This window comes from Devosia sp. J2-20 (assembly GCF_055808475.1).
On sequence record NZ_CM147870.1, the window covers coordinates 3,298,334 to 3,323,421 of the forward strand.

Sequence of the window (25,088 nt, forward strand, 5' to 3'; positions counted from 1 at the left end):
ACAAATTGATTAGATCAAATCAGATTCCCTGAGACCAAGCCATACGCTCTTGGTCTGTGAGTAAAGCGCGATGGCTTCCTGGCCCATTTCGCGGCCGTAGCCACTTTGCTTCATGCCGCCAAAGGGCGACGCCGCATCGGTATCGCCCCAGGTATTGACCCAGATCGTACCGGCCTGCAGCCGAGCCGCCATGCGGTGGGCACGTGACAGGTCATTGGTCCACAGACCGGCGGCCAGACCAAATTCAGTACTGTTGGCGCGCTGCAGAACTTCGGCTTCATCGTCAAACGAAAGAACGGCCAGGACGGGTCCAAAGATCTCCTCGCGGGCAACAGACATGGTGTCTGTCACCCCATCGAGGACGGTCGGCGCAACGAAATACCCGGCATTGCGAATACGCTCGCCGCCGGCAACACATTGCGCGCCGTCTGCCTGGCCCTGGCAGACATAGGACAAGACCTTGTCCATCTGTTGCTGGGAGATGATGGGGCCCAGATCATGCTGCTGGGCGTCCATGCCGGGACCAACCGAAAGCGCCTTGGCGCGCTTGACCAGACCGGCAACGACCTGCTCGCGGATGGACGAGTGTACAAACAGACGGGCACCGGCAGTGCACGATTGCCCGTTATTGCCGAACAGCGCCCAGAACGACCCCTCGATTGCCGTTTCGATATCGGCGTCGGGAAAAATGATATTTGCGGCCTTGCCACCCAGTTCGAGCGAAACCTTCTTGAGATTGCCTGTCGACGCCGCAACGATCCGTCGACCGGTCTCGGTCGAGCCGGTAAAGCCGATCTTGTCGACCCCTTTATGGCTCGCCAGAGCCGCACCAGCGCCAGCACCCAGACCCGGCACGACATTGAGCACTCCCGGCGGGAACCCGACTTCCAGGGCGAGATCGGCCAGATAAAGCGCACTGAGCGGCGTCTGTTCGGCAGGCTTGAGGACAATAGTGTTGCCGGCAGCCAGTGCAGGCGCCAGCTTCCAGGCCACCATCAAAGTGGGATAGTTCCAAGGTGTAATAAGGCCGCAGACGCCTACAGGCTCGACGCGGGTGTAGTTGAACCGCCCGGGATCGGAAACCGGAATGGTGCGCCCTTCAATCTTGCTGGCCCAGCCGGCAAAATAGCGGAAATGGCGAGCGGAATAGACAGCATCCACATCGCGGGCCTTGGTGAACGGCTTGCCGTTATCCAGCGCATCGAGCTGTCCGAAGATGTCCTTGCGCGCTTCAATCGCATCGGCCAGCCGCCAGATCAGCACCCCGCGGTCATGGCTGGACATGGTGCCCCAGGGACCTGAGAGCGCCAAGCGTGCCGCGTCAACGGCAGCATCGATATGGTCAGCTTCGCCGCAGGCCACCTGCGCCAACCGCTCCTCGGTGGATGGGTTCAGCACGGTGATGGTTTGGCGTGCCTGCACCTGTTCGGCACCAATGCGCAGTCCCTGAACCGCGTTCAGAAAGGCTGAAACGTCCGGGTTAAGGGCCAGCAAGGTCATGCAATGGCCTCGCCCATGCGGGCCAGCCGGTCACGGCCTGTTGTTTCCATCCACTTGGCCATGGCGCTGCCGCCATCAGCGCCAAAAACGCCGATGGCATCACTCCACAGGGCCCGCCCACACATGAAGCCGGCCGCCTTGCCCGAGCTGGATTTACAGAACGACAGGCCCTCGATAAAGCGCTCGAATGTGACGCCAGCGCTCAGATAGAGGAACGGCATGTCACCAGCGGCATTGGAAACATCCACTATTGCCGCTTCGGCGTCACGGCGGCTCATTGCTGCCGTTCCGAAGTCCTCGACGAAATCCAGGGTGACCGGAATTTCGATCTTGAGAATGTCGATCTTGTAATCAGGATTGACGAAATCCTCGACGGCCCGGCGCACGAGGCTGGGCTTGAGCAGCGCGAATTCCGTCGATGTGACATCCGATATAGCGCGATCATAGACGATGGGTTCGAACAGGAAGGTAGTGCCCTGTGCGCGACATCGGTCACCGATTGAGCGTACCAGATCGAACTTACGCTGGTTCAGTTCGGCAGGATCGTTTGGACCGTAATACAGGAAGAATTTGAGTACTGGTGCGCCAAGAGCGGGAAACTGTTCCACGCTCAGATCATCTGGCAAGCGGGTGATCCGATCCTCATCAGCGATGTGATAAACATCGGCTTCAAACGCCAGCATCGGAATGCAGGATGACGCCATGTGTGGGAGCAATTGGGGTCCGTAATTGGAGTCGACCAGCAGGGTCGTCGCCAGGGGACTTGCCGTTTCCACAACGATCCGCTTGAAGGTCTTGAGGTCATCATCGCGTGCATCAGCGCCACGAGCTGCGGCAATTGCCGCCGCCAGACCACTGCCTTGATCAACGGCCACGCCGTGGATGAGCTCTTGGGATTTGAAAGGAGCGGGCATCACGACAGTGCCTCCTGGGTCAGCAGTGAAACTTTGGGGAAGGCCGGGCTGTCGGAGGGTTCACACCAGTAGTCCAGCATCTGTTCAGTTGGCTCGAGTAGCGAGATGGAGAAGCCACCCATTTCCTGGGTGGTGACAAAGCTTCCTACCATTGGCGCAATCGCGGTGATCCCGCGCGCGGCCAGCGCTTTGCTCGTCTCGTTCCAGATGGTGTAGAGCTCCATCAGGGTGGTGCCGCCCATGCCATTGATGATGACGGCGGCGCGTCCGCCCGCAGCGATGGGGCGATCCTGCAGCAGCTTGTCGACGATGGTCTCGACCAGTCTGTCGACCGGCCCATGCGGCATGCGGCCTGCACCAGGCTCACCATGCACGCCCATGCCGATGAAGATTTCGCCTTCCGGCAATTTGAACATGGGCTTGCCGGTCAATGGCGAGATACCAGGAGAGATGGCCGCCGAAAGGCTCACCGTGCGATCACGCACCGCTTCGCCCAGCGCCATCAGGCCATCAAGGTCCAGCCCAGCTTCAGCGGCGGCGCCGACGATCTTGTAGATAAACATGGTGCCGGGCGCGCCGCGCCGATCCTGCCGCCGTTCTGGCGGCGCCGAGGCGACATCGTCATACATCAGCAGCGCCCGGGCGTTCAGCTTCTCGTCGTCAGCGAGCATGATTGCGGCACGGCCATTGATCACGTCGCCGGAGTGCTGCGAGATCAACAGCAGCGTACCGGCTGTCCCGTTCACTTCGCGAATACCGTCCAGAATGAGATCGGCCGAAGGAGCGGCAAAGACGTCGCCAACCACATTGGCGTCGAGCAGGCCCTGACCGACAAATCCCATGGCGATTGGCTCGTGGCCCGATCCATTGCCGATCAGCACGGTGACCTTCCGGTCGGGGTCCTTACGTGCCCGGCTGCGCACGACGACACGCGGATCGATTTGCCCCCGTTTGACCTGGGGAAACGCGGAAACAAAGCCGTCGATCATATCGTCGACCATCGTCTCCTGGCTGTTGAAGAGCTTGGTCATAGGTTTTCCTGGGTTTCGCGCAGAACTTCAAACAAGATCACGATCGATGTCGCGCCAGGGTCCTGATGGCCCCTGCCCTTGCCTTCGACATATTGGGCGCGTCCGCGGCGCGCCTCGAGCACAATGGTGGCCTCGCACCCATGCCGCGCCGCTTCGATGGCGGCGTCCAGACCGCTGCTTTCCAGAGCCGCAACAGCGGGTGTCAGCGCGTCAATCATGCTCTTGTCGCCCGGCTTGACCTGGCCCAGATCGCAAATGCGCGCTTCGGCCAGCGCAAGCTCGGCCGCCAGATCTGCCCCGGAGTCCAAGTGCCGCTCGATGGCAACGAGCACCAGCCCGAACAGCGTCCCGGCCGCCCCGCCAGAGGCGCGCATGAAAGCCTTGGCACCCAGACCCGGCTCGGCCTGTGCCGCCTTGGTCAGCCCGCGGACCATAGTGGTACCGTGATCGCCATCGCCCAAGGCCGCATCAAGCGCATTGAGCTGATCCTTGCGGGCGGTGATGCTGGCCAGGAGCCGCGTAAAATACTGTTGCGCCGCGGTCATCGGGAAAAAATCCTTTGCATGAATGACAGCGTGGCTCGCGCTGCCTCGGTCGGATCCGCTTCAATGTTGCGCCAGATATTGACGTCCGCACTATTGGGATTGCCCGCCGTGACGAACATTTCGGCCATCACCCAACCGGTGTAACCGATCTGGCTCAGCGCCTGCGCGGTCGTCTTGAAGTCGTAATGGCCGGAGCCCGGCACGCCGCGATCGTTCTCGGAAATGTGAAAATGCACCAGTGACTTACCGGTCGCGACGATTGCCGCGGGCGGTGATTTTTCTTCGACGTTCATGTGAAATGTGTCGAGCAGAACGCCAATATTCTGGCTGCCGATGGCAACGGCAATCGCCTGCGTCTCGGCGGCGGTATTGGTCAGGTCAGACTCGAAGCGGTTGAGCGCCTCGATCCCCATAACGATGCCCTCTTCACGCAATATCGGGTCAAGCTTGGCCAGGGATTCTGCGGCGTACTTCGCACGTTCGGCCTTGCGCGTCGGCTCGTAATAACCCCAGGGACTGGCGACCACTCCGGAGAGATTTCCCGCGCCCATTGCGCCCGCCGTGCGCACAGCATTGGTCAGCGTCGCAATCGCTGCAGCGCGACGCTCGGGATCCGCCGAGCCAGGGTCATCGCCAGCGCCCAGACCTGTCGAGCAGGTCAACGCCAGATCAAGCTCGCCAGACAATTTCCGGAGCGCTGCCGCGTCAGCCAAACCGACGCCGAGCAGGGAAAGCTCGACCCCGTCAAAGCCAAGACTTTTGGCTTGCCGCATGATTGGGGCTGGATCGTCACTCCAGGCGCGCTGCCAAAGGCCTGCATGGATACCGAACTTCATGGGACCTCCAAATTGATAACTACAGATTAGTATGTACCAATTGGTGACGTCAATGCTTTTGGGCGTCGATTTCTGCTAAACGGAGCTTCTTGCGGTTGATTTTCCCCGACGACGTCATGTCGAAGCCCTCGACATAGGCGATTTCGCGCGGTGCCTTGTAGGGCGCCAGCCGGCTGCGCACATGGTCGCGCAATTGTTCGGTGAGTTCGTCGGAGGGCTCAAAGCCACGCGCCAGCTGCACGAAGGCCTTGATGATGCTGCCGCGATCCTTGTCGGGCTTACCGACAACAGCGGCTTCAGCAATCGCAGGATGGCCGATCAGGCATTCCTCGATTTCGGCGGGGCCAATGCGGAAACCTGATGACTTGATCAGGTCATCGCTGCGGCCCTTGTACCAGAAATAGCCATCGGCATCACGTACGGCCAGATCATAGGTCCGCATCCATTCGCCCAGACGCAGTTCAGATTCCTTCTCGGCATTCTTAAGATAACCCAGATAGCGGGTCGGGGCGTCGGCCCGAGTGACGATCTCGCCCTCCTCGCCGCGCGCCACTTCCACACCATTGTCGTCGACCAGCCGGACATCATGCCCCGGATAAGCAACGCCCATCGAACCGGGACGACGGGGGTACATGGCCTGACAATTGCCGATCAGGTGGTTGACCTCAGTCATGCCGTAGAACTCGTTGCACACGGCGCCCAGCTCACGCCCCACCCAGGTCAGCGTTTCAGCCGCCAAGGCCTCGCCGCCTGTGCAAATGACACGCAGTGACAGGTCATACTTGCCGCGCGGGTTTTCAGTGTCGGCCAGCCGCTTGATCGCGGTCGGGGGCAGGAATGTGTGGGTGACCTTGTGGCGCGCCATGAAATCATAGGCCCAATCGGCCTTGAACCGTGACTCGGCCGTCGCTACCGGGCGGCCTGCCATCCAGGCGGGAAACAGCATGTCCAGCAAGCCGCCGACCCAGGCCCAGTCGGACGGTGAGAAATACACGGCATCCTCGTCCTCAAGCGTCAGGTTGAAGAACAGATTGATCGAGGGCCGGTATGAAGCCAGTACCCGATGACCATGCAGGATGCCCTTGGGCATGCCGGTTGACCCGGAGGTATACATCAGCAGGGCCGGGTCATTGGCGCCGGTCAGATCCGGCACGAAATCGACAGGCGCCGAACCGGCCAGGATGTCGGTCAGATCTGCCTCGGGCCCTGCCGAGCCGGCTACCAGCACATGTTCGATATGGGTGAAGTTTGCGGTTGCTGTGTCGCGCAGCGGCGCCCAAGCCTTTTCGATGGTCAGCAGGCATTTGGCTTCGCTGTGATTGAGCGCATGGCTGAGGGCATCGGGGCCATAGAGCTGGGACAGGGTGACTGCCGTGCCACCAACCTTGCAGATCGCCATGTGGGCGATCGCGGTTTCCGGGCGATTGCCGGTATGCAGCGCGACGAGGCTGCCGCGCCCAAGGCCCAGTCCGCGCAGATGCGCCGCCAAAGCGGTCGCCGCCTGGTCGATCTGGTTGAAGGTCCAGCGCGTGACGCCATCGGCCTGCTCAAAGATCATGGCAAGGCGTTCGCCCTTGCCCGCGGCCAGTTGCGCCCCCACCGTCATTGCATAGATGTTGGCATCATCGGGAACGCTGATCGACAGGCCCGTCTTGCCGCGCACAAGACCAATTTTGGCAAGTTCCTCGGTATTCAGGTCGTTCAGCATCTAGTCTTCCTTTCCGGAGTCAGGCGCATCAGCACCGAGCCACAAGCCAATGAGTTCATCGTGCGGGGCGATCAGCCGCCCGTGTGACAGGTGAGGATCAATTGCGTGCAGCCGCACGATTGAGCGGGTCTCTGCGCCGTCGAACTGGACCAGCGCAAACGTCTGTTCCAGCCCCGCTGTGCGCTGCAAAATCCGGGCGCGACCCGAGAGCTTCTTCCAAGCGATGACGTTGCCGGTGCATTGCGGACAGACGATGCGGGCGGGGAATGCGGTGTGGCCGCAGTGCTGGCAGACACTGGCCAGCGCCTCGCCAGCCCGTACCGCCTCGGCATAGGGCGCCAAGGCGCCAAAGACCAAAGTGTAGTCCAAAACCATCTGGCGTTTCATGGTGCCTCCACAATACTGACGGCGCACAGCGTGGCGATACCGCCATGGGTGTCGACCAGTCCCCGGCGGGGTATCCGGGCAGGCTTGCGTCCCCAATAACGGCCCTCGAGCTGGCGGGCGATGGTGAGCACCTGCGCCACTCCGGTTGCGCCGACCGGAGCGCCCTGCCCCAGCAGCCCACCGGAGAGATTGACCGGCAGACTGCCCTGAGCGCCAAAGCGTCCCGCGCGTTCATCCGCGAGCAACTGGTCGCTCAGCCCAAGGGCTTCGATGGCCTGTAACTGCGCACCAGAATAGCTGTCATAGACTTCGGCGATATCGATGTCGGATAGTGCCCCTCCGGCAGCGGCAATCGCGCGCGCCGCAGCAATCTGCTTGGCACCGAAATATCCGGGGTCAGTCCGCTCGCCCAGACGGACGCGGTCATTGGCGGCACCCATGCCGACCAGCCGGGCACGATCGCGACCAGCGTGTGGCAGACCCACGCCGCGCCCGACAATGAGGCAGGCCGCGCCATCACTCAGCGGCGAGCAGTCCAGCCGGTGATACGGCGCAGAAATCATCGGCGACGACAGCACATCCTGCACGCTGATCTCGAGTGGCAGATGCGCAAATTTATTGTCGCGCGCATGGTCCCGATTGCGTACGGCCACTGCGGCGAAGTCGCTTTCGCTGGCGCCGGTTCGCTCCTGAAATGCCAGAGCGGCCAAGGCATAAAGCGCGGTGGAATCGATGCCAGTCATTCCGTCCGTCCAGGCGTCGAACGACAGCCCGTAGAGAGTGGACACGGTGGCGCCGGGCAGATGGGCTGCCAGCGCCTCGACACCAAGCACCGCGACACGGTCCGCCTGACCGGAAAGCACCTGCATCACCGCCGCCTGCACCGCGAGGTGACCCGACGCACCGCCACCTTCGACACGCATCACCGGCTTGCCAAACAGCGCCAGATCATCGGCCAGCACGCTGGCCGGGTTCAGTTGCAGGGTGAAGAAGTCGCTCTCGCTGGCCACGACCAGCGAATCAATGTCCGGCCGCTCCAGATTGGCGTCGGCCAATGCCGCCTCGAAGGCTTGTCTGGCCCAGTCGCGCCAGGACGAGCCGTCCTTGCGTCGGTTGAACGGCGTCATTGCACCGCCAGCAATTATGACTGGGTCCATCTCGCTCTCCCATGCGATTCAAACTGCCCGAAAACCGCAAAACCGAGCGCGGTCAGATTGACCGCCAACAGCGATGCGATCAGCCCCTGATAGCCCAGATTCTGCATCATGACGCCCCCAAGCGCGGGCGCGGCGGCCATCATCAGCAAACCAATTGTCGCTATCGAACCAAGTGTCTGACCCAGACTGGACAGCGGCAGCACTGAAGCGGCAACGAGCGGGCGCAAGACGGTGTGGATGCCATAGAGCCCACCTTGCACTAGCAGCGCCAGCAAGACCCCCATCCAGTGCGATTGCGCCACCAGCAAGATCAGCGGCGGCAACAGCAACAGGGCGAACATGGCATTCGCCGCACTCTTGGGCTGACTTCGCGGCGCCAGGCGGCGCCACAACAAGCGCCCGGCAATCTGGGCAGGGCCCAGAATGGCGGGCAAATAGAGGGCCCAGCTGTTGTCACTGCTGACTTTCAGCAATGCCAGTGGGAGCAAGAATAACAGCGCCGCATGGGTGAACATGGCCAGCCCGAATGGCACGGCAATCAGCGCTACATCAAATCTGGTGCGATGCGGCGGCTTCTCAGGCGACGCCGGAGCGGAAAGGACGGACGTCTGCGCATTGGCTTGACCGGGGATACTGGCAACGCCAAGGGCTGCAATTGCTGCGAAGACCAGCACCACGCCCTGCCACGGCCATGCGGCGGCAATCAGCATGACCAACGGAAAACTGAGCAAGGTGGCAAGGCCCGCCACCAGCGTCACTGTGGTTATGGCGCGACTGGCATCCAGTCCGGTCGTGCGCAACAGGATCGCGAAACAGGGGTCATAGAGGGTGGCGGCCATCGGCACGCCCAACGCCACAATCACCAGCGGCACGCTCGCATAGGGCACGACGGTCATCAGCACCAGAAGGGCGACACCCAGAGCACCGCCCAGGCGCATCATGACAACGCCATGGCCGTGGTCGACCAACCGCCCTGCCACGGGGATGAGCACGGCCCAGACTAGGATCGCGGCGGTGACAGCACCTGAGATACCACTGAAGGACAGCTCACCGCCTGTCATATGGGGCAATAGGGCGGGAAGCTGGTAGTAGAATGCGGACCACAACAACAGCTGGGCCGCCCCGTGCCGGGTCACCGCGTCTAATTTCGTCCCCCACAACACGCCATCAGCCCCCAACATTGATGCATATCTATTGATTAGGACAAATGTGATGTCAAGTTCCCACAACCGGATAAGTTTGGGGCCTAGCGCTCAAACAAAAATGCAAAATGTCTGACCGCACCAACCATGCACTTCCCGCCAGCATGAGGCCGTTGGCTTGGTAGGCGCGGAACCAGAGAATGAGACGGCGGATACGGTATCGATTATTCTCACAAGCCGCGGGCCCGCTTGCGGCCCCCACTCAGCCGTTTATCGGAATCCGGGCAATGGCAAGAATGGGGCCGGTTGGGGACCGGCAGCTGTCAGGACCTGAATGACGATAGCCGCCGTTCAGCAGAAAATCGCCCCAAGGTACAACCGTCCCCATTCCGGTCGTTCGCGGTCGGTTCTCTGCCCCGCACAACCAAGCACTCGCATATTGTCATGAGAAGCAGCGATTGGGCGAATTCGGGCTACCGGATAAGGCACGGCGGGGGCAGTTCGGAGCGTTTAGACGGGTGGCGTAAAGCATGTCGATGTAGCAGTCCGATCTCCGCTCCTGTTCTGGCGACGTGGGGATGGTACCGGCCGCGCCGAGCTTCAGATCATGAGGCTAGTCGGTCATCGGGCCGCACCAGAGAACTGGTTGATCGCTGCGAGGGTGTGGATCGCTTCCAGACAGGCCAGAGCCGCCTCTCGCCCCTTGTTGTGAACGTCGTCACGACTGCGCACAGCGGCCTGTTCATCGGTGTAGGTTGTCAGAATGCCAAAGCTGAGCGGCACACCGGTGGACAAGGAAGCCGCCATCAGGCCCGAGCTGGCCGCTTGGCTGATGTATTCGAAATGGGCGGTGTCCCCCTTGATCACGCAGCCCAGGCAAATCACGCCGTCGAACTGGCCAGACTTGGCCAGGGCTTGTGCGATCAGCGGGATTTCAAAGGCACCGGGCGCCGACAATACGTCGGTCTCGGCCAGCGCGATGCCATGTTCGACCAGGCAGGCCCTGGCACCCCAGAGCAGGCCATCGGTCACATCTTGATTGAAACGGCTCACCACGATGGCGATCCGGCTATCTTGGGAAGCGATAATATTGATCATGGGTTACTTTCAGCTAGGATGAGTCAGCGCGTGACCGAATTTTTCACGCTTGGTATCGAGATAACGCAGGTTGAATCGGTTCGAGGCAATAATCAGGGGCTGTTGCGCCTGAACGGTGATACCATTGGCCTCTAGCGCCTCGGCCTTGGCCGGATTGTTGGTCAACAGCGTGATCGTGTCGATCTCGAGTGCCCGCAAGATCTGGGCGGCGATCGCGTAGTTGCGGGCATCGGGAGCAAAACCGAGATCGGTATTGGCTTGCACGGTGTCGCGGCCCTTGTCCTGCAGGGCATAGGCGCGGATCTTGTTGGCTAGGCCAATGCCGCGGCCTTCCTGGCCGCGCAAATAGATCAGCACACCGCCGGTGCCGCTGATCATTTGCTGCGATTGCTGCAATTGAGGGCCGCAATCGCAGCGCAGCGATCCCAAAGCATCGCCCGTCAGGCATTCGGAATGCACCCGGACCAACGGCACGCCGGAAATTGGTGCGTTGACCACTGCAAGGTGCTCCGCTCCATCAAGAAGACTGCGAAAGGCATAGACCCGCGCGGCAACGCCCGACAGGGACGATGGCAGATCGGCGACGGCCACCTGTTCGACCAGTTGTTCGGTCCGGTAGCGATGGGCGACAAGTTCGGCAATCGTCAGTATGGGCAGACCATGTCTGGCGGCAAAGCGCTCCAGATCAGGGCGTCGCGCCATCTCACCGTCATCCCGCATGATCTCGCAAATTGCGGCGGCCGGCTCCAAGCCAGCAAGACGCATCAGGTCGACCCCGCCTTCGGTATGACCGTTGCGCACGAGAACGCCACCCTCTGCCGCGCGCAGCGGAAAGACGTGCCCCGGCGAGACAATGTCTCCGGACCGGGCTTCGGGATTCACAGCAGCCAAAATCGTGCGCGACCGATCATGCGCCGATATGCCGGTGGTTATGCCCGCATGCGCCTCGATCGAAACCGTGAACGCCGTTGTCCGGCGGCCCTTATTGCTGTTCGTCATGGGCGACAGTTGCAGCCGGTCGACCTGCTGACCACTCAGCGCCAGACAGATCAGGCCCCGCCCATAGGTGGCCATGAAGTTTACAGCGTCAGGAGTCGCAAATTGCCCAGCAACAATCAGATCCCCCTCGTTTTCGCGGTCTTCGTCATCAACCAGGATCACCATTCCCCCCTGGCGAAGCTGGCTCAGGGCTTGGGATAGGGCTGACATAGGCGCTCCACATATTTGGCGATCATATCGACCTCGACATTGATTTCGTCACCCGGTCCGGTGGCGTGCAAGTTGGTGTGGTTCCACGTATGGGGAATAATGGTGATGCCGATAATGGTTTTGCCGTCTGCCGCGGCGCTGACGCTATTGAGCGTCAGACTGATCCCGTCCAATGCAATCGAGCCTTTTTGCACGCAGTAGCGGCCAAGTTCTGCGGGCAGTGCCAGTTCCAGTCTGAACGCCCCGTCCTCAGGGGTGGCAGCGATCAGTTGAGCAGTGCCATCAACGTGACCTTGTACCAGATGACCCGACAGCCTGGTTTCCAGGCGCACCGCACGCTCAAGATTGACGCTGCCGCCCACCGCAATCCGGCCAAGGCTGGTACGCGCCGTCGTTTCGGGGCTGACAAAGAAGGTCGCCTCGCCCCCCGTAGTCAGGTCGGTGACGGTCAGGCAAACGCCATTGACCGCGACGCTTTCCCCCAGCGCAAGGTCATCCCAACCGGTCTGCAACACCAGCACGCGGGTCTGTCCCCGCTGGGTGATGCTGATCACCGGGGCCAATCGTTCAACTATTCCAGAAAACATCGGTTTCCTCTCAACTTTAGGTTGTCGTGGAGCGGTAGCGGATCGTGACCAGATCGTTCGCGCCGGGATCTGCGGCCTGCCGGATCAGAACGTGTTCATCCCAGTGCCCTCCGGCCAGGATGGACTGGGTCAACTCGGCCCCGGCCTCGACCAAGACCTCCAGACATCCGGCTGCGCCCAGCCGCGTCAGGGCAGTGGTGATGTCGGTCTCGATCGACACCAGGAAGCCGCGGCTCTGCGCGGCCGCGATATAGGCGGGCGCGACGCGAGCACGACGGTCAAGAATGACCAGATGACGCTGCTTGTTCTGGAAATCGGAGACACGACGGACGCTGAAATCGGGTGCATCGGCGAGGACAGTGCCCGACCCCGTCAACACGGCGTCGGCCTGCTTGCGCCGGCGATGAGCGAGATCGAGCGCTGCGGGACCCGTGAATGTTTTCTGCCCTGCTGGGGGGACCATGCCGCCTTCGCGGCTGATCGCCTGCTTGAGCGTCACCCAGGGAAGTCCGGTTTGGGTGTGTTTGACAAAGGGCGCCAGCAGGCGGGCTGCCCTTCTATGAAGTTCTTCGGTCGTCCCGGTCTCAAGTTCGGCCAGGTCATGTACCGTCAGCCCTGCGCGTTGAAGATGCTCTGCGCCACCGCCGGCAACGCGTGGATTGGGGTCGCGCGCGCCGATCCAGACATGGTGGGCCGGCGTTTGCAGGAGGGCCCCGCGCAGGGCGGTGTTCGGCCCGAATGGTTGCAGGGCTCTAGGGTGACGATAATGGTGTGAATGCGGGCGAAGCTGCCATTTGATTGGCTCTGGGCAATAGCGAGCGCTTCAGCGTGAGGCTGGCCCGCTCGCTGATGTGCGGCCGCCGCCAATATTTCTCCGTCAACACCGAGCAGGACGCAGCCAACGGGCGGATTGGGCGCGGTCGCCCCTTGCCATTGCTGAGCCAGATCCAGCGCGTGAGCAAACGCCGAGGCGATTGCCCCTGCTGGCAGTGTTGAGTGTTCTTGGGTTTTTGACGTCTGCATGCCGGCCCGCACTTTCTCAAGAGAAAGACGCAGCGCAGGGCAATGACAGCAATTCCCCGTCTCCGGAGTGCGGAAACGTGGTTCGCCTGTCATGTGTTCTCTACCATCCGGACTATACCGTCGGCCTCGGAGTCAAACCGAGTCTGCTGACCTTGCCTCGATTGAAGCAAGCGCTCGCGGGCTGATGCGCCAAAGCGCAAACACCGCCGGTGGGGAATTGCACCCCGCCCTGAGAACGTCTGTCAGACCAGTTTGGTCTGACGACGGCGATATAGGCGGCAAAACCGGTTCACGCAAGTCACGTCCAGTTTAGCTGAAGCAAGATAATCCTCCCATGGCGGCGAACATCCCGACCGTCGGGGGCGCAAAAACTCGCCAACGGCCTAACGAATTGCTGCAGACCTCCGGGTCCAGCGGATAGGTATCCAGGCGCCACCCCGACAATATCGACTTGCGCTATCGTGCGGGGCTTCTGAAGTCGGTTCAGTCTTTCGCGCCAACGACGCAACGCTAGGGCGCATGGAGCGTTGTCGTCAGAAGACGTCGGCAACGGTCGGGTGTCTGAACCCTCATAACACGCCCCCAAGGATCATGGCGATGTCCGTGCCTCTCAAAGCCGTGATGATCAATTGCAGCCTTAAGCCTGAGCCGGGTGCCTCCCACACTGGGTCTGTGTTGCAGGCCGTTGAGAACATTATGGGCAAGAATGCGGTAGACGTGGTCCACATCCACGCCGCAGCCCGACAAATTGCGTTTGGGATTTATCCCGACATGACAGAGCACGGCGCCAAGATTGATGACTGGCCCGATATTTGGAAGCAAATCGACGCCGCGGACATCCTCGTCGTGGGGACGCCGATCTGGCTGGGTGAAGAAAGCTCGATCTGCCGGCTGGTGATCGAGCGGCTATATGCCATGTCCGGCATCCTGAATGACAAGGGGCAGAGTATTTTCTACGGCAAGGTCGGCGGGGCCGTTATTACCGGCAATGAGGACGGTATCAAACACTGCGCAATGACCATCCACTACGCCATGAGCCACGTCGGCATTACTATTCCGCCTCAGGCGGACTGCGGCTGGATCGGCGAAGCTGGCCCTGGCCCCTCCTATGGTGATGAGGTTGACGGTAAGCCAGTCGGTTTTGACAATGAATTCACGCAGCGCAATACAACGATCATGACTTGGAATCTGATACACTTGGCCCGCATGCTCAAAGTCGCGGGTGGGTATCCGAACGAGGGCAATGACCGTAATGCCTGGAATGCGGGCCAGCGCTTCGATTACGAGAATCCAGAATACCGTACCTAGGACGTGCGGCCGATATCCTGGGTCAGATCCATCGCGACTGCCAAACTCAAGCGCCTTAGTGTAGATATAACCAAGCTTACTTCATAGTCGGAGGAATCGCCCGCCTATCGGCGAAGACTCATTTCTTACTCCGACATGGCTTTTCTTCATCAGGAAGTCTTGTGTCGTTATGAGCGCAATTGACGGGTGCTATACTGTAGATTGGGTGGCATCTGGAATGCGCCGCTTCACCCCGCGCAGCAGGACAGTTTTGCAACGTCGCGGTCAAAGGTCTGCGCGGCGAGTTTCAGGCCTTCAACCGTTGTCAGGTAAGGGAATAGCGTTTCACCGAGTGCCTTGGTTGTCATGCCAAACTTCAGAGCCAGCGCAAGGGTCTGAATACTGTCTGAACCCTCAGGCGCCAAGATTACACCACCGAGCAAGCCGTCGGTATTTGCGTCCGCTATAAGCTTGATGACACCACGCGTATCGCGTGCCGCCAGTGCGCGTGGGACATTGTCGAACGTCAACACGCTGGTTTTCACCTCATGCCCTGCGGAGATCGCTCCGCTCTCGGTTAGCCCCACTCCCGCCACCTGCGGATCGGTGAACACGACCCATGGCATCGCCGCATTGTCATAGCGTTCTGTCCCGCCCATTGCGTTCTTGGCGGCAAGTTTTGCGCCATAAGCGGCCATGTAGACAAACTGGTCGCGGTCAGTCACATCGCCTGCAGCGTAGACACCGGGGCGCGTGGTCTGCATGTCATCGCCGACTTTGATCGCACTGCGCCGGTCAGTTGCAACGCCCATGGCTTCTAATCCCAGCCTGTCAGTATTTGGACTGCGACCTGTAGTAACCACCAGATGATCGGCACTGAGCTCAAGCGGCCTGCCATTTTGTGTAACGCTCAAAATTACGGAACCACCATCAGCGCGGCAGCCATCGTAAGTCACACCGCTACGCACGGCGATATCCTCGTCATCGAATACTTGTGCGAGCGCTTCGGAGACCTCTGGCTCGACCTCTGGCAGAAGGCGGGAACGGCAGACCACCGTCACCTTCACGCCCATACGCGCCATCATTTGCGCCAGCTCGACGCCAATGTAGCCGCCGCCAACAAATATCAGACTGTCGGGTAAAGTATCGAGTTCCAGGAGTGAGGTGCTGTCGAGTGTTGGAACATCTGCAATGCCGGCAATGCTCGGTAGTGATGGTCGCCCCCCAGTGGCTATTATGATCCTGGGTGCCTGGATCAGGCGATTGCCAACTTTTACGCCGTCCTTTACCAGCACAGCAGCACCCTCATCGAAATAGGTGATGTTTTCATACCCGGGGAGCAGGTCGGCATATTTCTTCTGGCGTAGACCTGCCACCAAAGCCTCCTTTCCCGCCATAAGTGCGCCCCAGTCATCGACTTGTGCTGAGCCCGACACGCCAGGAAACCGCATGGCTGTCCGTGCGCCGTAAATTGCCTCGGCTGCACGGATCATTGCCTTGGAGGGAACGCAGCCAACGTTGACACACGTGCCGCCGATGAGCCCATGGCCGATGAGCGCCACCCGCTTGCCTGCCTCTGCCGCCGTTATCGAGGCCGAAAATCCCGCTGAACCAGCTCCGATCACAGCGATATCAAAGGTGTCTTTGTCGACACTGGGAATGGTGCAGCAATCGTGCGTCTCGACCTGCTGGTCCATAGCTAAGTCCTTTCAGCGAGCGTATCCGCGCATTTGGTGTTGAGATGCGCGCGCGCAGCGGTGACTGGGGTCAGGAGCGGCGTCAGAGCCCATCCGATCTGGAAAAGCGGTTGCCATCATTGGCAATGGTCTCGAAGATCAAACCATGGAGCCTATGTCCGAGGCGTAGCTCGGATAGGCAAATATCATGGCTTTGATCTGATTGGCGGTCAGGCCAGCACCCATCGCCATTGCAAAAAGATTGATCTGTTCTTCAGCTCCAGGCCCGATTAGATGTGCGCCCAAGATCAGACCTGTACCCTGTTCAACTAGAACCTTGAAGGCTGATCGCTTCGCACCAACCCGCATAGACGAATACCAACCCGGCGTTCGCTCGAAATGCGTGTCGAACTTTAACCCGCGCTCTGTTGCAGCGAATTCTGACAAACCAACGGTGGCGACTGGCGGTAGCGTGAACACCACGCTTGGTACAGGTGGGTAAGACACTGTGCGTTCGTCCTTGCCTGCCAGCAAATTCTTGCCCGCAATGCGCGCCTCATACGCTGATACAGGGGTGATATTCAGGCCGCTATCAGCGCAGTCTCCGGCAGCGAAGATCGCAGGATTGGTGGTGCGCATCGCGCTATTTACCTGAATTCCGCGCGGTCCAGCCTCAACTCCAGCCGCTGGCAAATTGAGGTGATCAATATTGGGCACGCGTCCCGTTGCATGGACCACCAGGTCACATGTCTGTGTCTTGGTGCCGTAGGGCGTTTCAAAGACAACGGCGAATTCCTCTTCGCGCTTTTCAACCTTCAGTACCTTTGCCTCTGTCTGCAGGTCGATGCCCAACTCGACCGAGGCCTCAACCAGCATTTCAACCAGATCAGGATCGAACGGTCCGAGTGGTCGCTTTGCCATTTCCAGAACCGTAACTGCGCTGGCTCCCGCACGTTTGGCGATGTGGGAAAACTCCATCGCGATAAACCCGCCACCAACGAAGACAACGCGGTTGGGCCGTTCGGGCAGGTCGAGAAATTCCGTGCTGGTGGTCAGAAGACCTTCGCCAGGAATGTTCAGGGTCATCGGGCGGGCGCCGGTCGCAATATGGAAATGTTTGGCGCGCAAGGTTTCGCCGTTCAACTCAATTGCGTCAGACCCCGTGAACCTCGCCGACCCGTGCAATGTGGCGATGCCAGCCTTCTTGAAACCTGTCTCAATGCGTTGTGGCATTGCATCGGTGAAGGTGCGTTTGAACGCCATCATCTCGGGCCAGTTAATTGATGGACGGGCGTCAAAGCCGTTTCCCGACATGTTCTGCGCCCATTCCACGCCTTCGGTGACAGCGATCAGCATCTTCTTGGGATCGCACCCTCGCAGCGCGCAAGTGCCGCCATACGGCAACTCGTCGATACTGGCGACCTTCCAACCCGCTGACGCCGCCATCCTGGCCACCCCATTGCCGCCGGTTCCCGCTCCAATCACGATCAGGTCGAAGTCAAATGCCTTAGTCATGAGGGTTTCCCTTTATTGAAACAAAAATGGCGGCTCGGTTTATCGAGCCTGCATGGTCATGGCCCGCGTCAGGAATTCTTGCGCTGCTGACGGCGCCATACAGCGTAAACCGTCAACCCGATGAAGAACGCGAGTGCGGGCAACAGCACAAAGTCCAGCCAGCCCAGCACCGCCGACATCCCAACAATACCGAGAAGGATCACCAGAACCGGTGTGAAGCAGCAGAGTGCCAGAATTACCGTGCCGAACAGGCCAAGGCCGAGCAGTTGCTTGTTCGATTTCTCGGACTTTGAATTCATGAATATCGCCCTTGTTCATTGCCTGGTGTCACAAAGCTGCGCTGGCAGCGCGCTCTCCGAATTTCCTCGTCGGGCCTAACCCTGAACCGCTGCGGGGTAGCCTGATTGTTCAGACGCCAGTGCAATTGCCGCGATGTCGGTCTTCGCCGGATCAAACGAAACATGTGCTGTGCGCGCGTCAAAATTCACTTCGACCGATTGCACACCTTCGACACCGCTCATCGCGGCCTTGACCGTTACGGGGCACAATGCACAGGTCATGTTCTCAATAAAAAAGGTGGCCTCAGCGAGCTCTGTCTGGCTGATCGATTGCGCATAGGTTGCGGGAGCGATTGCGGAGACACCAAACAGCAAAATTCCAAGCGCCAGGAAGACGGTACTTCTCATGATTACTTCTCCTTTGATTCAGTAAAATAGTGGCGCCCACCAGTTGACCGTCAACGACAGGAGCACCAGCACGGCGGCCACCCACAGCACCGCCTTGGTGATGCGCGAGGATTGCGGTCGCGCACAGTATGAGTCGTCGACACAGGCTGGCTGCTTGCGAAAATAGACGTGCCAAAAGCCCACTGAGATGAAGGCAATTGCGATCCCCGATGTGATCGGCTTGTAGGGTTCAAAGGCCACCAAATTGCCGATCCAGGCCCCGGAAATTCCCAGCGTAACGAGTGCGAGGGGCACGATGCAGCAGGCAGAAGCGAGAAATGCGCCAGTCAGTCCAAGGGCCGCGAACAAGCCCTTGCGATCAGGGGCGTCCGTGGTCCTATGCTCGTCTTGAATGTCGGTCATGTGCACGCTCCTTGTCAGCCGCATGCAACATCCCTACGGTCTGTAGTAGGTACAGATGCAAGGGGAAACCGACATGTCAGCCCATCACGGTGCCGTGACGTCCAAAGCCATGCGCCGTGCAGATTTGGCTACAGCCACGGGCTGCAACATTGAGACCATCCGCTATTATGAGAAAGCTGGTATTCTGCCGGATCCAGACCGCACCCAAGCAGGGCACCGCGTCTACGGTGCCCCAGACGTTCAGCGTTTAAGGTTCGTAATGCGGGCGCGCGAGCTGGGTTTTTCGCTTGAAGATGTCCGCGGACTGCTCGGTCTGGGCGACGGCGCCATGCGGACCTGCGCAGAAGTCAGGGAGAGGACAGAAGTTCATCTGGCCGAAGTTCGCGCCAAGATCGCTGACCTGCGGCGGATCGAGACGGTGCTGGCAACCACGGCAGCGCAATGCTCGGGCTCGGATGTTCCGGAATGCGCCGTGTTGGACGCTTTGGAGCGCGTTTGACCGTCGCGACGACGAACCTGATGCCGTTCCCCGGCATAGATGCTGACGTTGCCCCAACTTCTATCCAGCGTGATGGACACTCTGTCGGTTGTTTTGTTCAGAAGTGGCGCGCCCTAAGAGATTCGAACTCCTGACCCCCAGATTCGTAGTCTGGTGCTCTATCCAGCTGAGCTAAGGGCGCGCACGGCCGTTTGTCACGGCGGTTTCAGGAAACGGCGAGAACGCCTGTCTGCCTGAAGCGGCGCAACCCATACAGGGGCGTTTGGAGCTTGGCAAGCGCAGATGACAGTTTTTCTCTGCGCGCTAGTTTTTCACCAGCAAACTGCGCGGCAGGAACAGATCAAAGCGGGTCCCGACGGGCTGGTCAACAAAGCTGAGATGGCCGCCATGGGCCTCGGCGATTTCGCGGGCAATGGCCAGCCCCAGCCCCGTGCCACCGGCGCGCGCGGAGCCCTCAAAGGCCACAAACAGATTGTCGCGCGCCCGCGGCGGCAAGCCGGGGCCGTTATCGGCCACCGACAAGGTGATGCCCTGATCACTGGTGACCTGCGACAGAGTGACCGCGGGGTCGCTGACCTTGGCACCGGCCGCCTCGAGCGCTTCACGAGCGTTCTTGAGCAGGTTGAGCAGCACCCGGCCCAACTGGCCGCTATCGACACTGAGCACCAGGGTGTCGGGGATGGCATTGGTAAAGGTAATGGCAGGGTGCCCCGAGAGCCGGGCGTCAAAGGCCGCCTCGTCCACCAGGGGTCTGATCGGGGTGGGCGCAAGCACGGGCGGGACCGATGTCTCACGGCCATAATCGAGCACGGACTGGGCAAAACCGATGGCGCGGTCCAGCGTGGTGACCAGACGCGGCGCCAGACGCTGCACCTTGGGATCGTCGAGCGTGGCCACCTGATCGGAGAGCAATTGGGCCGAGGTCAGCGTATTGCGCAGATCGTGGTTGATCTTGGCGACCGCCAGCCCCAGATCGGCCAGATGTCGCCGCTGGCGCAGCAGGGTGAAAATGTCCTGCTCCATGGCGGCGAGCTCGCGCTCGGCAATGCCGATCTCGTCCCGCCGTGCCGATGGGGTGATGATCAGGCTGCCATTTTCGGGCGCCTGGCGGAAGGCAAGCATGTTTTCGGTCAGCCGCCGGACCGGGTGGATGAACAGGTAGCTGGCCAGCAGATAGAGCGCCATGGCTGTCAGGATGGCCAGTACCAGCGAGAGAATGACCACCTGGCGGGAATAGTCGAACATCTCCTGACGCAGGGGACGCTCGGGCATCAACAGCTCGACCATGGTCTGGTCGAGGTCGCCGGGACCGACAATGCGCAGCGTGCGACCGGGGCCGGCCAGCATGGTGTCGAGCGCACCCATGATCAGGGTGGGCAGATCGCGCTGGCGCATATCGGCGGTAACAACGGTTTCGGGGGTTACCGGATTGGCCAGCTCGATCAGCTGGCTCTGGCCCTCGCGGCGATAGACAATGGCATAGGCACCTGCCGAGGTCAGCAGCCTGTCGGTCAGGTTGCGCGGCAGGGCCATGACATCGGGTACGGCATCGAGCACCCGGGCCCCGACAACACCCACGCGCAGGCGGTCATCGAGCCAGTTGGCACGGTAGGTGGCGAGCGAGGGCAGATAGACCACAACTTCGACCAGAAGTATCACCGCGCTGATAGTGGCGATGAGTTTGATCGAGAGGCCGGCAAACCGGCTGGGCAAAGCGCTGCTTCTGGCTGTCATCGGGCAATACTATAGGCGAAGCTGAGCGGTGCGTAAGCCCCGTGGCTGCGCATTTCAGGGGAGCAAACGCCGCAGGGCTGCCCGGCGTCGGGCCCAGTCGGAGGGGCGATGCTGAGCGATGAACTGGCGCCCCAGATCAACCAGTTGAGCGGCGGGGCTGGCTGGTGGCAGCAGCAGGCCAGCCAGGTCTGCCGCGCCCATGCCGCGCTCAAGCGCCAGTGCGAGCATGGCGATAGTTTCGCTGCTATGCGCGCCAATCATGGCAGCGCCCAGGATAGTGCCATCGCTTGTGGTGATCAGCTTGGTATTGCCCGGCAGATCAGCACTAGCGCGGGCTGCCGTGGTTTCGCTGGCATTTGCGCGCAACACCATTTGACCGGGTCGCAGGCCATTGGCTGTCTCGACCAGGCCGATCTGGGCAATGGCGGGGCTGGTATTGACGCTGTGCGGCACCAGCAGCGGATTGATGCGGCCAGCGGCTGCGCCGGTGGCCCGCTGCAGGACGATAGCGGCCTGTCGCAGGGCGCTCTGAGCATCATATATGCCAGCCGCGCCACCGATGGCGGTGACCCGGCCATTGGATGTCTGGCCTTGAGGGGAAAGCTGCAGGAAATCGGGACGCGCAGGATCGCGTTTGAGACGGGCCTGCTCCAGCAATTCGGGATCGAGATCCGGTACGCGCCCGAAGGCCAACAGAACGTGGGAAACATCGAGCGTGTCGAGGCTGCCATCGGCATGGGCAATGGCAATGCCGGTGCCCTGACTGCGGGGCAGAATAGCGGTGACGCTGGCGCCATCGAGGATAGCCACACCCTCCTGACGCAGGCTGCGCAGCAGAATCGCGACAGGCTCGGGATCAAAGCCTTCCAGCAAGGGGCCATGGGGCACGACGGTCACATCCGAGCCGAGACGGCGATAGGCCTGGGCCAGCTCGAGCGCCGTGGCATCGCCACCGATGACCACCAGATGGCTCAGCTTGCGCATATTGGCCAGAATGGTGTCGGGATTGAAGCTCTGGACCTTGTCGTGTCCGGGCAGATCCGGCGTAGTTGGGTGGCTGCCGGTGGCCAGCACAAACTGGCCAGCACGAACCAGCGTGGTGCCCACCCGCAAGGTCTGCCGATCAGAAAACGCCGCGGGCTCATCGCGCAGGATAACGCCCAGCGCGGCCAGACGGTCGGGCGCGGTCTGGGGCGCAACAGCGTCAGCTATGGCGCTGGCGCGCTCGCCGATGGCGCGAAAACTGGGTTTGGGATCGGTGTCCTTGAGTCCCAGCGCGGATGCGGTACGCATGGCGTGAGCGCGCGCGGCACTGGCCATAAAGGCTGCCCTGACAGCCTCGTCCCGCGCCGTATTGCCGGGCTCATCGCCTGGTCTTTGCACCAGCACGACACTGAGGTTGCGCGCCCGCGCATCGATCGCCAGAGATATGCCAAGCGCGCCTGCACCTATGATGCAGAGATCAGGTTTGAGTATATCGACCATGTCCGCCAACGGCATGAAGTGCTCTATAAAGGTCTTATGGGGCGATCCGGATGTGAAAACAACGGGGCAAGACTGGCTGGGAAGTGTCGCTAGGCGCGTTGACTTGGGGTCCAGTTTTCCCTATAGACGCCACCAACCCGCACCGTGGGCGCCCCGCGCTCCATGTGTGTCCGATATTCTTGCTCAAGAGCAGCAATCTAGAGGAACCGCGCCCCGCGCGGTTTGATGTCATGAAACGTACTTATCAGCCGTCTCAGCTCGTGCGTGCCCGCCGCCACGGTTTCCGTGCCCGTATGGCCACCAAGGACGGTCGTGCGATCATCAATAAGCGCCGTCGCGACGGCCGCAAGAAGCTCACGGCCTAAGGCCGCTTGGCCGGATGACGGCCGTAGCGCCCAAGCCTGACGCCCTGCGTCGGCTCACCAAGCGCTCCCAGTTTCAAAGGGCTGCCCGGGGCAATCGCGCCGGGCGCTCTGCGTTTGGGCTGCAGGCTGTCGCCGCGCCCACGCCGGAACCGGGAATCGGGTTTACCGTCACCAAGAAGACGGGCAATTCCCCCGAAAGAAACCGTATAAAACGTCGCTTGCGCGCGGCTGTGACAGCATGCGCGCGTGACTTTGTGCCCGCCCACGACTATGTGCTGGTCGGACGGCGCGAAGCGCTGAGCGAACCCTTTGCCAAGCTGGTTGCCGATCTGGGTGCCTTGATCGTGCGTGTGCACGCTCCCAGATCGACTGATCAGCGCAACTCTTCCGGCCGCGGCCCACGGAAACAAAAACAATGACCGATAATCGCAATGTCATCCTGGCTATCGTGCTCAGCATGATCGTGCTGTTTGGCTGGCAGTTCTTTATTGCCGGCCCGCAATTGGAGCGGGCACAGCAGCAGGCACAGATCGCGGCTGAACAGGCCCAGAGCGAAGCAGCCCTTGCCACGCCCAATGCAACTGCCGTTGCTGCAGGCACACCCGGCACCGTGGCCGCTGACGGTACTGCCTTTTATACCGATCGCGCCGCAGCGATTGCCGCAACAGATCGCGTTGTCATCGACACGCCCGATCTGCACGGCTCGATCAACCTGACCGGTGCGCGGCTCGACGATCTCGAACTCAAGCAGTATCGCGAGACGGTTGATCCGGAGTCGCCGATCATCACCCTGCTGACCCCGGCGGGCGCCCCCAATGCCTATTTTGCTGAACAGGGCTGGGTTCCCGCTGCAGGCGCTGCAGTCACCGTGCCCGACAGCAAGAGCGTGTGGAGCGTTGAAGGCAATGCCACCACGCTCAATGCATCAAGCCCGATCACACTGCGCTGGGACAATGGCGATGGCCTGACTTTCCGTCGCACCTTTGCGGTCGACGAATACTACCTGTTCACCGTGACCCAGTCGGTGGAGAACAACAGCTCGGGCGATATCGCGCTGTTCCCCTATGCGCGCGTTGCCCGTCATGGCACGCCCCAGGTGGCCAATTTCTTCATCCAGCACGAAGGCCCGCATGGCGTTCTGGGCTCCAACAACATGGTGTCCAAGAAATATAGCGACATGCAGAAGGACCAGCAGGTTCGCTTCGACAACACCTCGGGCTGGCTTGGCTTTTCGGACAAGTACTGGGCAACCGCTGCGCTGCCCAAGCCCAATACCGATATCAATGCCCTGTTCTCGTGGAAGAATACCGGCGCCTATGACGACTACCAGACCAGCTTCGTGGAAACGACGCCGGTTGTGGTTGCTGCAGGCGCAACGGCCACCAATGAGAGCTATCTGTTTGCCGGCGCCAAGGAAGAAGCGGTCATCAATCGCTACCAGCAGGAATACGGTTTTGACCGCATCGACCTGCTGATCGACTGGGGCTGGTTCAGCTTCCTGACCAAGCCGATGTACTATCTGCTGACGTTCCTCAATGGCATTATCGGCAATTTCGGCCTGGCCGTGATGGCGGTGACGGTGATCGTCAAGGCCGTGTTCTTCCCGCTGGCCAGCCGCTCTTATGCATCGATGGCCGCCATGCGCCGCGTGCAGCCGGAAATGAAATCCATTCAGGAACGCCTGAAGGATGACCGTCCGGCCCAGCAGCAGGCCATGATGGAGCTGTACAAGAAAGAAAAGATCAACCCGCTCAGTGGCTGCTGGCCGGTTTTGATCCAGATCCCAGTGTTCTTCGCACTCTACACGGTGATCTTTATCAGCCTGGACATGCGCCATGCGCCGTTCTTCGGCTGGATCCGCGATCTGGCGGCACCCGATCCAACCAATATCTTCACGCTGTTCGGCCTGATCCCCTGGGATCCGACGGTTCTGCCAGTGGTAGGCGGCTTCCTGCATCTGGGCGTGTGGCCCGTGATCATGGGCCTGACCATGTGGGTGCAGATGAAGCTGAACCCGCCGCCACCCGATCCAACCCAGGCGATGATCTTCAACTGGATGCCGGTGATCTTCACCTTCATGCTAGGCACCTTCCCCGCTGGTCTGGTGATCTACTGGGCCTGGAACAACACGCTGAGCGTGACCCAGCAGTACTTCATCATGAAGCGCCATGGCGCCGAGGTGAATCTGCTTGGCAATATTCTGGACGCCTTCAAGCGCAAGCCCAAGGCGAATGAACCGACCAAACCCTGATCGCCACAACCGATCAGCCATGCTAAATGCCCGCCGGGACCCTCCGGCGGG

General features: G+C 60.8%; 26 protein-coding genes, 1 tRNA gene and 1 riboswitch. Of the genes, 5 read left to right on the plus strand and 22 right to left on the minus strand.

Annotated features, from left to right (window positions below):
* Positions 1-9 precede the first annotated feature (9 nt).
* The 14 genes from AC0L37_RS16275 to AC0L37_RS16340 all read right to left on the minus strand — a co-directional run bounded on the left by AC0L37_RS16275 (position 10) and on the right by AC0L37_RS16340 (position 13,230).
* Complete coding sequence (locus AC0L37_RS16275; protein WP_282222637.1) at positions 10-1,500, minus strand: aldehyde dehydrogenase family protein; 1,491 nt, start codon at positions 1,498-1,500, stop codon at positions 10-12.
* Positions 1,497-2,414: a tagatose 1,6-diphosphate aldolase gene (locus AC0L37_RS16280; protein ID WP_282222636.1), complete on the minus strand. Its 918-nt coding sequence runs from the start codon at positions 2,412-2,414 to the stop codon at positions 1,497-1,499. The genes AC0L37_RS16275 and AC0L37_RS16280 overlap by 4 nt, the downstream gene beginning before the upstream one ends.
* On the minus strand, positions 2,414-3,445 hold the full coding sequence (locus AC0L37_RS16285) for a dihydroxyacetone kinase subunit DhaK (RefSeq protein WP_282222635.1): 1,032 nt from the start codon (positions 3,443-3,445) through the stop codon (positions 2,414-2,416). The genes AC0L37_RS16280 and AC0L37_RS16285 overlap by 1 nt, the downstream gene beginning before the upstream one ends.
* Complete coding sequence (locus AC0L37_RS16290) at positions 3,442-3,990, minus strand: DAK2 domain-containing protein (protein ID WP_282222634.1); 549 nt, start codon at positions 3,988-3,990, stop codon at positions 3,442-3,444. Before AC0L37_RS16290 ends, AC0L37_RS16285 begins: the two co-directional genes overlap by 4 nt.
* Complete coding sequence (locus AC0L37_RS16295; RefSeq protein ID WP_282222633.1) at positions 3,987-4,826, minus strand: sugar phosphate isomerase/epimerase family protein; 840 nt, start codon at positions 4,824-4,826, stop codon at positions 3,987-3,989. The genes AC0L37_RS16290 and AC0L37_RS16295 overlap by 4 nt, the downstream gene beginning before the upstream one ends.
* Before the next feature lie 49 nt (positions 4,827-4,875).
* Positions 4,876-6,534 (minus strand): AMP-binding protein, encoded by a 1,659-nt coding sequence (locus tag AC0L37_RS16300; protein ID WP_282222632.1) that lies wholly within the window; start codon positions 6,532-6,534, stop codon positions 4,876-4,878.
* Entirely contained in the window at positions 6,535-6,921 is a 387-nt protein-coding gene (locus AC0L37_RS16305) for a Zn-ribbon domain-containing OB-fold protein (RefSeq protein ID WP_282222631.1), read from the minus strand.
* Positions 6,918-8,078, minus strand: a complete 1,161-nt coding sequence (locus AC0L37_RS16310) for a thiolase family protein (protein WP_282222630.1) — start codon at positions 8,076-8,078, stop codon at positions 6,918-6,920. Before AC0L37_RS16310 ends, AC0L37_RS16305 begins: the two co-directional genes overlap by 4 nt.
* Positions 8,063-9,307: an MFS transporter gene (locus tag AC0L37_RS16315; protein ID WP_282222629.1), complete on the minus strand. Its 1,245-nt coding sequence runs from the start codon at positions 9,305-9,307 to the stop codon at positions 8,063-8,065. The genes AC0L37_RS16310 and AC0L37_RS16315 overlap by 16 nt, the downstream gene beginning before the upstream one ends.
* Positions 9,308-9,841: 534 nt before the next feature.
* Positions 9,842-10,318, minus strand: coding sequence for a 6,7-dimethyl-8-ribityllumazine synthase (ribH, locus tag AC0L37_RS16320; protein WP_282222628.1), 477 nt, complete (start codon positions 10,316-10,318; stop codon positions 9,842-9,844).
* Positions 10,319-10,327: 9 nt separating this feature from the next.
* Positions 10,328-11,527 (minus strand): 3,4-dihydroxy-2-butanone-4-phosphate synthase, encoded by a 1,200-nt coding sequence (gene ribB / locus AC0L37_RS16325; protein ID WP_282222627.1) that lies wholly within the window; start codon positions 11,525-11,527, stop codon positions 10,328-10,330.
* On the minus strand, positions 11,503-12,081 hold the full coding sequence (locus tag AC0L37_RS16330) for a riboflavin synthase (protein ID WP_473313386.1): 579 nt from the start codon (positions 12,079-12,081) through the stop codon (positions 11,503-11,505). Before AC0L37_RS16330 ends, ribB begins: the two co-directional genes overlap by 25 nt.
* Before the next feature lie 49 nt (positions 12,082-12,130).
* The gene (locus AC0L37_RS16335) at positions 12,131-12,613 is read right to left on the minus strand and encodes a RibD family protein (RefSeq protein ID WP_282222625.1); all 483 of its coding nucleotides are present in this window, start codon (positions 12,611-12,613) and stop codon (positions 12,131-12,133) included.
* A 110-nt stretch (positions 12,614-12,723) separates the two neighbouring features.
* A complete protein-coding gene (locus AC0L37_RS16340; protein WP_473313393.1) occupies positions 12,724-13,230 on the minus strand; it encodes a hypothetical protein in 507 nt (168 codons plus the stop codon).
* A riboswitch (FMN riboswitch) is annotated at positions 13,229-13,378 on the minus strand. It overlaps the preceding gene by 2 nt.
* A gap of 356 nt (positions 13,379-13,734) precedes the next feature.
* On the opposite strand from AC0L37_RS16340, the gene AC0L37_RS16345 reads away from it, so the two are divergent.
* Positions 13,735-14,445, plus strand: a complete 711-nt coding sequence (locus AC0L37_RS16345; RefSeq protein ID WP_282222623.1) for a flavodoxin family protein — start codon at positions 13,735-13,737, stop codon at positions 14,443-14,445.
* A 227-nt stretch (positions 14,446-14,672) separates the two neighbouring features.
* On the opposite strand, the gene merA is transcribed toward AC0L37_RS16345, so the two are convergent.
* From merA to AC0L37_RS16370, 5 genes are all read right to left on the minus strand, one after another.
* Entirely contained in the window at positions 14,673-16,121 is a 1,449-nt protein-coding gene (gene merA / locus AC0L37_RS16350) for a mercury(II) reductase (protein ID WP_282222622.1), read from the minus strand.
* 138 nt (positions 16,122-16,259) lie between these two features.
* Entirely contained in the window at positions 16,260-17,615 is a 1,356-nt protein-coding gene (locus AC0L37_RS16355; protein ID WP_282222621.1) for a dihydrolipoyl dehydrogenase family protein, read from the minus strand.
* 68 nt (positions 17,616-17,683) lie between these two features.
* Positions 17,684-17,914: a mercury resistance system transport protein MerF gene (gene merF, locus AC0L37_RS16360; RefSeq protein ID WP_282222620.1), complete on the minus strand. Its 231-nt coding sequence runs from the start codon at positions 17,912-17,914 to the stop codon at positions 17,684-17,686.
* Positions 17,915-17,989: 75 nt separating this feature from the next.
* Positions 17,990-18,301: a heavy-metal-associated domain-containing protein gene (locus tag AC0L37_RS16365; RefSeq protein WP_282222619.1), complete on the minus strand. Its 312-nt coding sequence runs from the start codon at positions 18,299-18,301 to the stop codon at positions 17,990-17,992.
* A gap of 18 nt (positions 18,302-18,319) precedes the next feature.
* Positions 18,320-18,703, minus strand: a complete 384-nt coding sequence (locus tag AC0L37_RS16370; protein WP_282222618.1) for a mercuric transporter MerT family protein — start codon at positions 18,701-18,703, stop codon at positions 18,320-18,322.
* Positions 18,704-18,776: 73 nt separating this feature from the next.
* Here AC0L37_RS16370 and AC0L37_RS16375 point away from each other — a divergent pair, with 73 nt between their 5' ends.
* Complete coding sequence (locus AC0L37_RS16375; protein ID WP_282222617.1) at positions 18,777-19,202, plus strand: MerR family transcriptional regulator; 426 nt, start codon at positions 18,777-18,779, stop codon at positions 19,200-19,202.
* 104 nt (positions 19,203-19,306) lie between these two features.
* Here the strand turns inward: AC0L37_RS16375 and AC0L37_RS16380 are convergent.
* From AC0L37_RS16380 to AC0L37_RS16390, 3 genes are all read right to left on the minus strand, one after another.
* Positions 19,307-19,383 (minus strand) — tRNA-Arg (locus AC0L37_RS16380).
* Between the two features lie 122 nt (positions 19,384-19,505).
* On the minus strand, positions 19,506-20,936 hold the full coding sequence (locus AC0L37_RS16385) for a sensor histidine kinase (RefSeq protein ID WP_269370501.1): 1,431 nt from the start codon (positions 20,934-20,936) through the stop codon (positions 19,506-19,508).
* A gap of 54 nt (positions 20,937-20,990) precedes the next feature.
* Positions 20,991-22,436, minus strand: coding sequence for an FAD-dependent oxidoreductase (locus AC0L37_RS16390; protein WP_282222616.1), 1,446 nt, complete (start codon positions 22,434-22,436; stop codon positions 20,991-20,993).
* 215 nt (positions 22,437-22,651) lie between these two features.
* Between AC0L37_RS16390 and rpmH the strand changes: the two genes are divergently transcribed.
* From rpmH to yidC, 3 genes are read left to right on the plus strand one after another with little or no spacing between them, the layout of a single operon-like run.
* Positions 22,652-22,786: a 50S ribosomal protein L34 gene (gene rpmH, locus AC0L37_RS16395; protein WP_046136922.1), complete on the plus strand. Its 135-nt coding sequence runs from the start codon at positions 22,652-22,654 to the stop codon at positions 22,784-22,786.
* 14 nt (positions 22,787-22,800) lie between these two features.
* The gene (rnpA, locus tag AC0L37_RS16400) at positions 22,801-23,205 is read left to right on the plus strand and encodes a ribonuclease P protein component (RefSeq protein ID WP_212659396.1); all 405 of its coding nucleotides are present in this window, start codon (positions 22,801-22,803) and stop codon (positions 23,203-23,205) included.
* Positions 23,202-25,037 (plus strand): membrane protein insertase YidC, encoded by a 1,836-nt coding sequence (gene yidC, locus AC0L37_RS16405; protein WP_282222615.1) that lies wholly within the window; start codon positions 23,202-23,204, stop codon positions 25,035-25,037. The genes rnpA and yidC overlap by 4 nt, the downstream gene beginning before the upstream one ends.
* The last annotated feature ends 51 nt before the right edge of the window (positions 25,038-25,088 follow it).